The sequence below is a fragment of the Pseudomonas sp. Sample_14 genome (assembly GCF_004307515.1).
GTDB lineage: Bacteria > Pseudomonadota > Gammaproteobacteria > Pseudomonadales > Pseudomonadaceae > Aquipseudomonas > Aquipseudomonas atacamensis.
Map to the genome: position 1 here is coordinate 13,731 of NZ_RCOC01000070.1, position 13,534 is coordinate 27,264.

Sequence of the window (13,534 nt, forward strand, 5' to 3'; positions counted from 1 at the left end):
GCTCGCTCCCACAGGGATCATCTTCTCTTCTCGATCAAAGTCAGACGGGGCCATGCTAGCGACGGATCAGGAGCAAAGAAAAATCGTTTATTTCTGACTGACAGTTCGGCAAAAACGAAGTGTTAGCGGAAAAACTCCCCCGGCGTCTCACCAAACTGCTGACGAAACGCGGCGATAAACGCCGAGGTCGAGTCGTATCCACAAGCCAGTGCAACGTCGGTGACACGCTCGCCTTTTTCCAGCGGGGTCAGGGCCCCGAGCAAGCGCAGGCGCTGGCGCCAGGCGCGGAAGGTCAGGCCGGTGTCGCGCAAAAACAGGCGCGTCAGAGTCTTTTCGGTGACACCGAATTTTTCGCTCCAGTGGCTCAGGGTGGTCTGCTGCTCCGGGTGTTGCTCCAGGCTCTGATAGATCTGCTTCAAGCGCGGGTCTTGCGGCAGCGGCAGCATCAAGTCGATGGTCGGCGCGTCGGCCAATTGATCAAGGATCACCTGGGCCAAGCGTCCGTCAGGGCCGCTTTCGTCGTATTCCACTGGCACCTGACTGAAGGCGCGAATCAACTCCCTGAGCAGATCGCTGACGCCGAGCACATGGCAATGCTCGGCGGCCCAACCGGTGACGCTGCTGTCGATGTACAGGCTGCGCATTTCCGTATGCGGTGCGCTGAAAACCCGGTGCGGCACGCCGGCCGGAATCCACACCGCACGCTCCGGCGGCGCGACGAATCGGCCGGCGCTGGTCTGCACTTCGAGCACGCCCTGAATCGCGTAGGACAACTGCACCCACGGATGACTGTGGCGGCGGGTGAGGGCGCGATTGGGCAGCGATTCGGTGCGTCCGTACACGGGGCGCGGCAGGCTGGGCAACCCGGGAACACTGCGGCGGACGCTTTTGCTATGTCCTTTAGGCGGCATCTTGCGGCTCTTCGGCGTTAGTCGGTAATTGCCAGTCACGTTAGAGTCGTCGGCACGCACTGGCAACCCCCGGATGAATCTCATGACGCGCCCACGTTTTCTGCCCGATAACTTCACGCTGACCTTGATCGGCGTTGTGCTGCTGGCGAGCTTCCTGCCGGCCAGCGGCCAAGTCGCGGTCGGCTTCGGCTGGCTGACCAACATCGCCATCGCCCTGCTGTTTTTCCTGCACGGCGCCAAGCTGTCGCGCGAATCGATCATCGCCGGCGCTGGCCACTGGCGTCTGCATCTGCTGGTGTTCGGGCTTACCTTCGTGCTCTTCCCGATTCTCGGTCTGGCGCTCAAGCCGCTGTTGTCACCGCTGATCGGTGATCAGCTGTACATGGGCATGCTCTACCTCTGCGCATTACCGGCGACCGTGCAGTCGGCCATCGCGTTCACTTCGCTGGCGCGAGGCAATATTCCGGCGGCGATCTGCAGTGCGGCGGCGTCCAGTCTGTTCGGGATTTTCCTTACACCGCTGCTGGTGACGTTGCTGCTCAACGTCCACGGCGACGGCGGCTCGACCCTCGATGCGATCGTCAAGATCAGTGTGCAATTGCTCCTGCCATTCATTGCCGGGCAGATCGCCCGCCGCTGGATCGGCGCGTGGGTAGGGCGCAACAAGAACTGGCTGAAATTCGTTGATCAGGGTTCGATTCTGCTGGTGGTCTACGGCGCATTCAGCGAGGCGGTCAACGAAGGGATCTGGCAGCAGATTCCGTTGTTCGAGTTGCTCGGCCTGGTGGTGGTCTGCTGCATCCTGCTGACGTTGGTTCTGGTGGCATCAACTCTGTTGAGCAAAGCGTTCGGCTTCAATCAGGAAGACCGCATCACCATTCTGTTCTGCGGTTCGAAAAAGAGCCTGGCCACCGGCGTGCCGATGGCGCAGGTACTGTTTGCCGGCAGCACTATCGGCGTGCTGATCCTGCCGCTGATGCTGTTCCACCAGATTCAACTGATGGTCTGCGCGGTGTTGGCCCAGCGTTATGCGCGCCGGCCGGAGTCGGTGCCGGAGCTGATGGCGCAGGTTGATCCGTAAAAGCGCTTCACAGCCCCGAATACTTGACCGCCGCTGCCGCCCGCGTCGGCACATCCAGCGTGCGCAGCAACGAAGACACATGGATGCGTACCGTGAACGGGGAGATATCCAGTTCACGGGCAATTTCCTTGTTGGTCTTGCCTTGCGCGATCAAACGCAGCACGTCCTGCTGACGCGGCGTCAGCGTCGTCGCGGTTTCCAGCGGCAACAAGCCGGACGGCGCCGACTTTACCAACACCTCGCCTTCACGAATGGCCAGAATCGCCTGGCCGATTTCATCCGGCGCAATGTTTTTGCCGATAAAACCGTCAATGCCCGCCGCCATGACTTCACTGATCAGCGCCTGATCGTCAACCATCGACACCACGATCAGCGTGGTGCGCGGCAATCGTTGGCGCAAGTCGGCGAGTTGAGTGATGCAGGTCAGTCCGGGAAAGCGCAGATCGAGCATCAGCGTGTCCGGCTCGTTGTCCTGTGACAGCAGCTCGAGCACCGCGTTGAAGTCGCCGGCCTCGCAGATATTCGCTTCGGGCAGCAAGCGCTGCACGGTGCGCAGCATTGCCTCGCGAAAGAGCGGGTGATCGTCGGCTATGATGATCCGGCACGTCATGATGCGACCCTCCCTGGGTCAGGCGTGATTCAAGGCCTGCACCTTAGCACTGGACGCGAAGGTTGCCTGTAGGCTGCTTCCGAAACTGCAATCGCTGCACAAGGACGTTTCCCATGAAGTTCGAGAAAAACACCGAACTCGACCAAGCCAATCTGCGCATCATCATCGCCGCCATCGCGGTGGTTTACATGGTCGTACTGGTCTTTTTGCCGGGCCATCGCTTCGAGACCTACCTGCCGGTCATCACCTACATCAGTCTGTTCCTGCTGGCGTCGATCGTGTTTCGGCAAGCCATTGCGCGTTGGCCCGGGCATTATCCGGCGCGGCGGATTTTTGCCATGGTCCACGATCACACCGGTACCTGTTTTGGTTTGGTGATTGGCGGCGAGGCCGCGCTGCCGCTGTATGCGGTGATGGTCTGGGTCAACCTCGGCAACGGCATGCGCTACGGCTCGCGCTATCTGGCGATTGCCACCGGGCTGGCGCTGGTGGCGCTGCTGGTGGTCTATCGCCTGACGCCGTATTGGCAGGGGCAGCCGTTCATGGTGCTGATGCTGCTGATCACCAGCACGGTGATTCCGTTTTATGCGCACTTGCTGCTTGAGCGCACGCGCAAGGCGTCGGAAGAAGCGCTGGCGGCTAATCTGGAAAAGTCGCGGTTTCTGGCGCAGGCCAGTCATGACTTGCGTCAGCCGATTCATTCCATCGGACTGTTTACCGCGTGTCTGCGGGAGTCGCGCCTGGGCGACGACGAGCGGCGGCTGGTCGATAACATCGACCGCTCACTGCTCAACGTCTCGCAATTGTTCCGCTCGATTCTCGACCTCTACACCCTCGATAACGGTCGGATCGAAGCGAAAATGCAAACGCTGAATCTTGGTGAATGGCTTGCGGATCTGATACGCCAACACCAGGAAGCGGCCCGTTGGGCGGGCGTCGAACTGCGGCTGCGACCGTGCAACTACTGGGTCAGAACCGATCCGGCACTGCTGGCGACCATGGTGCAGAACGTGCTCTCCAACTGCTTCAAATACGGCGCGCAACGACCCGTGCTGATCGGCGTGCGTAAACGTGGGGCAGGGCTGGCCATCGTCATCCATGACCGTGGCAACGGCATTGCCGAAGAGCATTTGCACAAGGTTTTCGAGGAGTTTTATCGCGTGCGGCAAGTGCGCGACAAAGACGTCGAAGGCGTGGGGCTGGGCCTGTCGATCATCAAGCGTCTTGGTGAACTGATCGATGTGCACGTTGCTCTGCGTTCACAGTTGGGGCGCGGCACAGCTGTGACGCTTGCGGGGTTGCCGATCGTGGCGGCGCCGCAGTCACCGGTGGTTCGCAGTGAAGCGCGGCAGGTGGGTTTGTTGACGGGGCTGAAGGTCTGCCTGGTAGAGGATGATCGCAACGTGCTGCTGGCGACTTCAGCTTTGCTTGAACGCTGGGGCTGCGTGGTGCAGGGCGAGTGGTCGGCTGAAGATCTGGTCACCGACTGCGACATCATCGTCGCCGACTTTGACCTGGGCACTCACGCCACTGGCATCGAATGCATTGATGAAGTGCGCAGGCAGCGCGGTTGGGCGGTGCCGGCAATGATCATCACCGGGCACGACGTCGAGAAGATTCAAGCAGCCTTGCACGATCGACAGATTGCGATTCTGTCGAAGCCTGTGCGGCCGGCCGAGTTACGCGCGACGTTGCGCGCCCTGCGTGATCGACAAGGCGCAGCGGTTGAACAGATGCTGTAAAGGCCAATGTAAACGGGCGGCTCAGGAGCTCGCCCGTTATTTCGCGGCGATTATTGTGGGCTGTTGAACTGGTCGGAATAGCTGCCGGTCATCAGCGCCGATGCCACGCGATCAGAACCGACTCCGACCCGGGAGTAGGCCTCTCGGTTGACGCCGGTGCGGTCGGCCCCATCCGCTGCCAATGCTCCGGCACCGACACGATCAGCGCCATCGGCAGCCACAGCGCCGGCACCGACGCGATCAGCACCATCGGCAGCCACTGCGCCAGCACCGACACGATCAGCGCCATCTGCAGCCACCGCGCCAGCACCGACACGATCAGCGCCATCGGCAGCCACAGCGCCTGCACCGACGCGATCAGCACCATCGGCAGCCACAGCGCCGGCACCGACGCGATCAGCACCATCGGCAGCCACCGCGCCGGCACCGACACGATCAGCGCCATCGGCAGCCACCGCGCCGGCACCGACACGATCAGCACCATCGGCAGCCACTGCCCCGGCACCGACACGATCAGCACCATCGGCAGCGACTGCACCTGCGCCGACACGATCGGCGCCATCGGCAGCCACTGTCCCAGCACCAACACGATCACCCCCATCCGAAGCCAACGCCTGCGGTTCCGCCGCCAAGACATTCGGCACCACAACGCTGGCCGCTACCGCAAGAAGCACGCCTGACAACAACTTGTATTTCATGGTTTTCTCCACGACCCAGCAGCCAGAATGCGATGAGATGTCGTCCGTTGCGTATGCCCGGCGCAGTTACTCATTGGCTTGGGTTTTACCTGGTTGGCGAAAGGCACGGGCACACCGAGCGGCGTGCGGGTGTCGAGATAATCCTGATCGAGCCGATTGAGTATAGGATCGGCCTCGGGAACTGCCACGGCGGGGAGATCGACGGACAAAAAAAGACGAAGCCCGCATTGCGCGGGCTTCTTCGTGCGGAGCTGTTTACATTCTTGCCAGTGCCTGAGCCAGATCGGCGCGCAGGTCTTCAACGTCTTCAACTCCGACCGACAACCGCACCAAGCCATCGCCAATACCAAGCTTGGCGCGGGTTTCCGGCGGAATCGTCGCGTGGGTCATTATCGCTGGATGCTCGATCAGGCTCTCCACGCCACCCAGACTTTCCGCCAGTGCAAAGATCTGCACGTTCTCGAGAAAGCGCCGCGCACCGGCCAGGTCGCTGTTCAGGTCAACAGAAATCATCCCGCCAAAACCGCGCATCTGCCGCTTGGCCAGTTCGTGCTGTGGGTGCGAGGTCAGGCCCGGATAGTAGACGCGTTTGACCTGCGGTTGCTTTTCGAGCCACTGCGCCAGGTCCAGGGCGTTGCTGCAATGGCGCTCCATACGCAGCGCCAAAGTCTTCACCCCGCGCAGGGTGAGGAATGCATCGAACGGCCCGGAAATCGCGCCGACGGCGTTTTGCAGGAAACCGAGTTTTTCCGCCAACTCGGCGTTCTGCCCGACCACGGCAATGCCGCCGATCACGTCGGAGTGGCCGTTGAGGTATTTGGTGGTCGAGTGCAGGACGATGTCGAAACCCAGCTCCAGTGGGCGCTGGATGTACGGGCTGGCGAACGTGTTGTCGGCCACGCAGATGATCCCGCGCGCGCGGCAGATGCGCGCGATTGCGGCCAGGTCCGACAGGCTCAGCAGCGGATTGGTCGGGGTTTCGACCATGACCATGCGCGTGTCGTCCTGCAGCGAGGCTTCGAACGCCGACAGATCGGTCAGGTCGACGAAGCTGAAACGGTGCCCGGCACTGCGCTGGCGGACCTTGTCGAACAGGCGGAACGTGCCGCCGTACAAGTCATTGCCGGAAACGATGTGCGAGCCGGCGTCGAGCAGTTCCAGCACCGTGGAAATCGCCGCCAGCCCTGAGGCGAAGGCAAAGGCGCGGGTGCCGCCTTCCAGATCCGCGACGCAGCGCTCCAGAGCAAAACGCGTCGGGTTGTGCGAGCGGCCGTAGTCGAACCCCTTGTGCACGCCGGGGCTGTCTTGCAGGTAGGTGGAGTTGGCGTAGATCGGCGGCATCAGCGCGCCGGTGGTCGGGTCCGGCTCTTGCCCGGCGTGGATCACCCGGGTGGCGAAGCCTTGGGATTTATCGTCGTGCTGACTCATGCAAGGGATCTCCGTAATTGGTTGAGCATGTCGGTGCGGGTGATCAGGCCATGGAAGCCGGAGGCGTCGGCGATGATCGCGACGAGGCCACGGCTGAGCACCGCTTCCAGCTCGGCCAGGCTCGCAGCCGGGGCGAGGGTTTGCAGTTTGTCGGTCATCACACTCGACACCGACTGGCTGAAACGTGCGGCATCTTCGTGGACGCCGAGGAGGATGTCGGACTCGTCGATCACGCCCACTAGTTGCTTGCCTTCGACCAGCACCGGCAGTTGCGAAACGTCCGCCAGACGCATGCGTTGGAAGGCCGTGAGCAGGGTGTCGTCCGGGCCGACGCTGATCACCCGGCCGTCCTCGAAACGCCGTGCGATCAAGTCGCGCAGATCGCCGTAGCCCTTGCGTTGCAACAGGCCCTGATCGGTCATCCACTGGTCGTTGTAGACCTTCGAAAGGTAACGCGTGCCGGTGTCGCAGACAAAGCTGACCACGCGTTTCGGCTCGGTCTGCTCGCGGCAATAACGCAGCGCGGCAGCGAACAGGGTGCCGGTCGATGAGCCACCGAGAATGCCCTCGGCCTTGAGCAACTGGCGCGCATGATCGAAGCTTTCCGCGTCGCTGATCGAGTAGGCGTGACGCACGCTGGACAGGTCGGTGATCGACGGAATGAAGTCTTCGCCGATACCCTCGACCGCCCACGAACCGGGAGTCGGCAAGGTGCCGTCGCGGCTGTATTGCGCCATCACCGAGCCGATCGGATCGGCGAGGACCATTTCCAGATCCGGTTGCACGCGCTTGAAGAAACGACTCAGCCCGGTCAGCGTGCCGGCCGATCCGACGCCGACGACGATGGCGTCCAGATCATGTTCGGTCTGCGCCCAGATTTCCGGCGCGGTGCTGCATTCATGGGCCAGCGGGTTGGCGGGATTGTTGAATTGGTCGGCGAAAAACGCGCCGGGAATGTCCTTGGCCAAACGCGCGGCGACGTCCTGGTAATACTCGGGATGGCCCTTGCCGACGTCAGAACGAGTGATGTGCACTTCGGCGCCCATGGCCTTCAAGTGCAGGACCTTCTCGGTGGACATCTTGTCCGGTACCACCAGCACTACGCGATAGCCTTTGGCGCGACCGACCAGCGCCAGGCCCAGACCGGTATTGCCGGCAGTGGCCTCGACAATCGTCCCGCCCGGTTGCAGGCGGCCGTCACGTTCCGCAGCGTCGATCATCGCCAGACCGATACGGTCCTTGATCGAGCCGCCGGGGTTCTGCGATTCAAGTTTGAGAAACAGCGTGCACGGTCCGGTATCGAAGCGGGTGACCTGCACCAGCGGAGTATTGCCTATCAGCCCAAGCACGGCAGGGCGTGATTCCTTCGACATTTCTTCACCTCTTTATGGTGTTGATCGCGTTCCAATCGCGGGGAAAAGACTCGCGTGCAACTTAGGCGCTGACAACCTCTCTCGCAACCTCTCATCCTTGGAAAATCCAGCCATTTGGATCTAACGATAGAACGAAAACTGGCATGTTGCCCTGAGGTTTCTGATCGTTCCCACGCTCCGCGTGGGACTGCAGCCGGGGACGCTCTGCGTCCCTACGGTCTGAAGATCGCAGCCTTCGGCAGCTCCTGCAGGGGCTTCTGTGCATGAGTAGAACTTGTGATGATCTGGAATTTATTGAGTTTGTTTCATCAAGTCCGGTTCCCGACAATACCCGCCATCGAATAAGCATCTGGAGTTGTTTGTCATGGCACTGGCCCATTCCCTTGGATTTCCGCGCATCGGTCGCGACCGCGAACTGAAGAAAGCGCAAGAGGCGTTCTGGAAAGGAGAGCTGCACGAGGCGGGCCTGCGTGACGTCGGGCGTGAGCTGCGCAAGGTCCATTGGAACTTGCAGAAAAACGCTGGCATCGACTTGCTGCCGGTTGGCGATTTCGCCTGGTACGACCAGGTGCTGACCCACTCGCTGATGTTCGGCGTGATCCCCGAGCGTTTCCGTCCGCACGACGGCAAAGCCACGCTGCAGACCCTGTTCAGCATGGCCCGAGGCGTCAGCAATACTTGCTGCAGCGAAGGCCACGCTCAGGAAATGACCAAGTGGTTCGACACCAACTATCACTACCTGGTACCGGAATTCAGCGCCGATCAGCAATTTCAGTTGGGTTGGGAGCAGCTGTTTGAGGAAACCGAAGAGGCCCGTGCGCTGGGGCACAACGTCAAACCGGTGATCCTCGGCCCGCTGACCTATCTGTGGCTGGGCAAAACCAAAGGCGCCGACTTCGACAAGCTCGACTTGCTTGATCGACTGCTGCCGCTGTACGGCCAGATCTTCGCACGGCTGGCGGCATTGGGTGTGGAGTGGGTGCAGATCGATGAGCCGATTCTGGTGCTCAATCTGCCGCAGGACTGGAAGAATGCCTTCGAGCGCGCCTACAACCAGATCCAGCGCGATCCGCTGAAAAAACTGCTCGCCACGTACTTCGGGGGCCTGGAAGAAAACCTCGGTCTGGCGGCGAACCTGCCGGTCGATGGATTGCACATCGATCTGGTGCGCGCGCCGGATCAGTACCCGACCATTCTGGATCGTCTGCCGGCCTATAAAGTGCTGTCGCTGGGTGTGGTCAACGGTCGGAACGTCTGGCGCTGCGATCTGCAAAACGCGCTGGCGACACTGCGCCATGCCCATGAGCGTCTGGGTGATCGTTTGTGGGTGGCGCCGTCCTGCTCGTTGCTGCACAGCCCGGTTGATCTGGGCCGCGAAGACCAGCTCGATGCCGAACTGAAAAGCTGGCTGGCGTTTGCCGTGCAGAAGTGCGAAGAGGTCGCCGTGCTCGCCCAAGCGGTCAGCGAGCCGGAAGCGCCACAGGTACTGCGCGCCCTGGCGCAAAGTCGTTCGGTACAAACCAGCCGCGCCGCCTCGCCGCGCATTCACAAACCTGAGGTGCAGACGCGGGTCGCGGCGATCACTGCCAAGGATGCGCAACGCCAATCGCCGTTTGCTCAGCGTATTGCCAAACAGCGCGGCAAGTTCGACCTGCCGTTATTCCCGACCACCACCATTGGCTCGTTTCCGCAAACGGCGGCGATTCGTCTGGCGCGTCAGGCTTACAAGCAAGGCAAGCTCAGCGCGGCCGATTACACCGATGCGATGCACACGGAGATTCGCCACGCGGTGGAAATTCAAGAACGCCTCGGCCTGGATGTGCTGGTGCACGGTGAGGCAGAGCGCAACGACATGGTCGAATACTTCGCCGAACAGCTCGACGGCTATGCCTTCACCCGCTTTGGCTGGGTGCAGAGCTACGGTTCGCGCTGCGTCAAGCCAGCGGTGATCTTCGGTGACCTGAGCCGCCCGCAGGCGATGACGGTCGAGTGGATCCGCTACGCCCAGGGCCTTACCGACAAGGTCATAAAAGGCATGCTGACCGGCCCGGTGACCATGCTGATGTGGTCCTTCGCCCGCGAAGACGTCAGCCGCGAAGTGCAGGCTCGACAACTGGCGCTGGCCATTCGTGACGAAGTGAATGATCTGGAAGCGGCAGGAATCAAAATCGTGCAGGTCGACGAAGCGGCGTTCCGTGAAGGCTTGCCGTTACGCCGGGCGCAGTGGCCGGCGTATCTGGAATGGGCAAGCGAAGCGTTCCGCCTGTGCGCCTCCGGCGTGCGCGACGAAACCCAGATCCACACGCACATGTGCTACAGCGAATTCAACGATGTGATCGAGTCGATCGCGTCGATGGACGCCGATGTCATCACTATCGAAACCTCACGGTCGGACATGGAACTGCTCGAAGCGTTTGAAGCGTTCGCCTACCCGAACGACATTGGCCCGGGCGTGTACGATATTCACTCGCCACGGATTCCCGATGTGTCGGAAATGGTTGGCTTGCTGCGCAAGGCGGCGCAGCGTATTCCGGTTGAGCGGCTGTGGGTCAATCCGGATTGCGGGCTGAAAACCCGAGGCTGGCCAGAGACCGAAGCGGCGTTGGTGCACATGGTCAGCGCCGCGCGGCAACTGCGTAAAGAGTGGACCTGACCCTTTATCGCCCTGGAATACATAACCCTGTGGGAGCGAGCCTGCTCGCGAAAGCGGTGTGTCAATCGACACCATGTTGGATGACCTGACGCCTTCGCGAGCAGGCTCGCTCCCACAGAATTCACATTCCCCCGTCACTCACGGCGACACACAAATCCTTTGTGGGAGCGAGCCTGCTCGCGAAAGCGGTGTGTCAGCTACACATGCATCAAGCGACGAAGCGCAATATCGGTGCACCATCGAACGGGTCCGTCAGATAGTGCGCCCTGACCCCGAAAGTCGTCTGTAAACGCTCCGGCGTCAGCACGTGCAGCGGCTCGCCAAGCGCGACCAGACGCCCGCGCTCCAGCACCGCCAGGCGATCGCACTTGAGCGCCTGATTGAGATCGTGCAGGGCGATCAGCGTAGTCACCGGCAGTGCGCGCACCACTTGCAGAATGCTCAACTGATGCTGGATGTCGAGGTGATTCGCCGGCTCGTCGAGCAGCAGGATCTGCGGGCGCTGCGCCAGTGCGCGGGCGATGTGCACGCGTTGGCGTTCACCGCCGGAGAGGCTGCGCCAGAGGCGGTTGCGCAGGTGCACGGCGTCGACGTCGACCAGCGCTTGCTCGACGATGGCTTCATCGGCCGGCGACCACGGTTGCAGCGCCGACAACCACGGCGTGCGCCCCAGCGCCACCGCGTCGAACACGCGAATGCCATCGTCGGTATCGGCCTGTTGCTCAACCACCGCGAGTGTCTGCGCGATGCTGCGCCGCGACATTTTGCCCAGCGCCTGACCTCCGAGCTGCACATGGCCCGCGCTCGGTTCACGCAAGCCGGCGAGCAGCTTCAGCAAAGTGGATTTCCCCGAACCGTTCGGCCCGACAATGCCCAGGGTCTCGCCGCGCTGAACATCGAGACTGACACCATTGAGCAACTCGGCACCGCGCACTTTGAAGCCCACACCCGCACAACTCAGAACCGTGTTCATCGCGCCGATCTCCGGCCCACCAGAATCAGCGCGAATACCGGCGCGCCGACCAACGCAGTGATCACGCCGACCGGGATCACCTGACCCTTGATCAGGGTGCGCGACAGCACATCGGCGGCGATCAGAAACACTGCGCCGCCCAACGCACTGGCGGGCAACAGACGCGCATGCCCCGTGCCGAGCAACAACCGCGCGGCATGGGGAATCACCAGGCCGACAAAACCGATCGAGCCGACAATCGACACCATCACCGCCGTCACCAGCGCGGCGCAGCCGATCAACAGAATCTGCACGCGGCGCACGGCAATGCCGAGGGAGGCTGCCGAGTCCGCGCCAAAGGTGAACGCATCCAAGGCTCGGCGATGCCACAGACAAACAACCAAGCCCAACACCGCCACCGGCACCGCCAGCCACACCGACGGCCAGCGCACGCCGCCGAGATTGCCCAACAACCAGAACATGATTCCGCGCGCTTGTTCGGAGCTGGCCGAGCGGGTGATCAGAAAAGCCGTGAGGGCGTTGAACAGCTGCGAACCGGCAATCCCGGCCAGAATGATCTGTCCGGTGCCGCTGGCCGAGCCGCTGACCCGTGCCAACAGGATCACCAGCACGAACGCCGTCACCGCGCCGGCAAAGGCACCGACCGACAGTGAAATCGCCCCGGCGCCGACGCCAAGCAGGGCGACCATCACCGCGCCAGTCGAGGCGCCAGCAGAAATACCCAGCAGATACGGATCGGCCAGCGGATTGCGCAGCAGCGACTGCAGGATTACGCCACAGGTCGCCAGACCGGCGCCGCAGGCCGCCGCGACCAGCGCGCGGGTCAGGCGATAGTTCCAGACAATGCCTTCGTCGATCGGGTCGAGCACATAACCTGCGCCCCACAGCTTGTTGGCCAGCACCTGCAACACCACGCTCGGCTCGATCGAAGTCTCACCAATGGCCACGCCGCCAATCAGCGCGACCGACAGCGTCAACAGCACCAGCAGCAAACGTATCAGGCGTCTGCTCATGGCGACAGGTCGTAGCCGTTGATGGCGCTGGCCAGTTGTGCGAGGCCGTCGAAGGTGCGCAGGCTGGCCTGCATGGCCATGGCGTCAAGGATGATGATGCGGTTGTGCTTGACCGCGTCCATGTTGCGCGTCACCGGATCACTGCGCAGGAAGGCGAGTTTTTTCTGATAGTCGTCCGCCGGGAAACGTCGACGATCCATGCGCGCGATCACCAGAAATGTCGGGTTGGCCTTGGCGATGGTTTCCCAGCCGACGGTCGGCCATTCTTCATCCGACTCGACCACGTTGCGCACGCCGAGGGTGCTGAGCATGAAATCGGGAACGCCTTTGTGCCCGGCCACGAAAGGCTCGATGTCCATCTCGGCGCTGGAGAACCACACCAGGGCGCTGACGTCTTTGCGCTGCTGCTTTTTCGCCGTGGCGATCGACTGCGCGAGGCTGGCTTTGAGCTGCTCATTGAGCTGCTCGCCACGCGCCTGCACATCGAAAATCGCTGCGAGCTGGCTCACGGCTTTGTAGATGCTGTCGATGCGAAACGGCGCCAGCCGCGTGCCGTCCGAGCCGACGAGGTTGTCCTTGGCTTCGCAATCGGAGGGCAGCAGATAGGTCGGAATCTTCAGTTCATGAAACTGCTCGCGGGTGCCGACCGCGCCTTGCGGGCCGACCATCCATTCCAGCTCGACGGCTACCAGTTCCGGGCGTTTGGCGATCACCGCTTCGAAACTCGGCTCGTTGTCGGCGAGGCGCTCGATCCTGTCGTTCTGCGCTTTGTATGTGCCCAGCACGTCGTTGAACCACAACGAGGTGCCGACGACTTTGTCGCCCAGGCCCAAGGCATAAAGCATTTCCGTACCGGCCTGGCCGATGGTCACCGTGCGCGCGGGCGCGTGCTGAAAGGTCAGGCTGCTGCCGCAGTTCTCCACGGTCAGCGGATACGCAGTCGGCGTCGCTTGCGCCAGGGCGCAAAGGCTCAAAGCGGTGAGCAGGGTGGCAACGCGGGGCAGCAGCATGGGGCAGTCTCCAGGAGAACCGTACGGGAGCAGGCGGGTACG

General features: G+C 62.1%; 11 protein-coding genes. 3 read left to right on the forward strand and 8 right to left on the reverse strand.

What is annotated here, in order from left to right; all coding sequences use genetic code 11:
* Nucleotides 1-122 precede the first annotated feature (122 nt).
* Nucleotides 123-911 carry a helix-turn-helix transcriptional regulator gene (locus D8U61_RS16700; protein WP_071172719.1) on the reverse strand — a complete coding sequence of 263 codons (789 nt, stop codon included), beginning with the start codon at nt 909-911 and terminating at the stop codon, nt 123-125.
* An 82-nt stretch (nt 912-993) separates the two neighbouring features.
* Here D8U61_RS16700 and D8U61_RS16705 point away from each other — a divergent pair, with 82 nt between their 5' ends.
* Entirely contained in the window at nt 994-1,992 is a 999-nt protein-coding gene (locus D8U61_RS16705; RefSeq protein ID WP_130927328.1) for a bile acid:sodium symporter family protein, read from the forward strand.
* A gap of 7 nt (nt 1,993-1,999) precedes the next feature.
* On the opposite strand, the gene D8U61_RS16710 is transcribed toward D8U61_RS16705, so the two are convergent.
* Nucleotides 2,000-2,602 (reverse strand): response regulator transcription factor, encoded by a 603-nt coding sequence (locus tag D8U61_RS16710; RefSeq protein WP_130927329.1) that lies wholly within the window; start codon nt 2,600-2,602, stop codon nt 2,000-2,002.
* Nucleotides 2,603-2,715: 113 nt separating this feature from the next.
* On the opposite strand from D8U61_RS16710, the gene D8U61_RS16715 reads away from it, so the two are divergent.
* The gene (locus D8U61_RS16715) at nt 2,716-4,344 is read left to right on the forward strand and encodes a HAMP domain-containing sensor histidine kinase (RefSeq protein ID WP_130927330.1); all 1,629 of its coding nucleotides are present in this window, start codon (nt 2,716-2,718) and stop codon (nt 4,342-4,344) included.
* 91 nt (nt 4,345-4,435) lie between these two features.
* On the opposite strand, the gene D8U61_RS27830 is transcribed toward D8U61_RS16715, so the two are convergent.
* The 3 genes from D8U61_RS27830 to D8U61_RS16730 all read right to left on the reverse strand — a co-directional run bounded on the left by D8U61_RS27830 (nt 4,436) and on the right by D8U61_RS16730 (nt 7,843).
* Entirely contained in the window at nt 4,436-4,945 is a 510-nt protein-coding gene (locus D8U61_RS27830; RefSeq protein ID WP_177433342.1) for a hypothetical protein, read from the reverse strand.
* Between the two features lie 352 nt (nt 4,946-5,297).
* The gene (locus D8U61_RS16725; protein ID WP_125927334.1) at nt 5,298-6,470 is read right to left on the reverse strand and encodes a cystathionine gamma-synthase; all 1,173 of its coding nucleotides are present in this window, start codon (nt 6,468-6,470) and stop codon (nt 5,298-5,300) included.
* Nucleotides 6,467-7,843: a pyridoxal-phosphate dependent enzyme gene (locus tag D8U61_RS16730; protein WP_125927335.1), complete on the reverse strand. Its 1,377-nt coding sequence runs from the start codon at nt 7,841-7,843 to the stop codon at nt 6,467-6,469. Before D8U61_RS16730 ends, D8U61_RS16725 begins: the two co-directional genes overlap by 4 nt.
* A gap of 364 nt (nt 7,844-8,207) precedes the next feature.
* Between D8U61_RS16730 and metE the strand changes: the two genes are divergently transcribed.
* Complete coding sequence (gene metE, locus D8U61_RS16735) at nt 8,208-10,496, forward strand: 5-methyltetrahydropteroyltriglutamate--homocysteine S-methyltransferase (RefSeq protein ID WP_125927336.1); 2,289 nt, start codon at nt 8,208-8,210, stop codon at nt 10,494-10,496.
* Nucleotides 10,497-10,704: 208 nt separating this feature from the next.
* On the opposite strand, the gene D8U61_RS16740 is transcribed toward metE, so the two are convergent.
* Genes D8U61_RS16740 through D8U61_RS16750 form a run of 3 tightly spaced genes read right to left on the reverse strand, consistent with a single transcriptional unit; the run spans nt 10,705 to nt 13,492 of the window.
* On the reverse strand, nt 10,705-11,469 hold the full coding sequence (locus D8U61_RS16740; protein WP_125927337.1) for an ABC transporter ATP-binding protein: 765 nt from the start codon (nt 11,467-11,469) through the stop codon (nt 10,705-10,707).
* Nucleotides 11,466-12,482 (reverse strand): iron ABC transporter permease, encoded by a 1,017-nt coding sequence (locus D8U61_RS16745; protein ID WP_073471135.1) that lies wholly within the window; start codon nt 12,480-12,482, stop codon nt 11,466-11,468. Before D8U61_RS16745 ends, D8U61_RS16740 begins: the two co-directional genes overlap by 4 nt.
* Complete coding sequence (locus D8U61_RS16750) at nt 12,479-13,492, reverse strand: ABC transporter substrate-binding protein (protein ID WP_125927338.1); 1,014 nt, start codon at nt 13,490-13,492, stop codon at nt 12,479-12,481. The genes D8U61_RS16745 and D8U61_RS16750 overlap by 4 nt, the downstream gene beginning before the upstream one ends.
* Between the last annotated feature and the right edge of the window lie 42 nt (nt 13,493-13,534).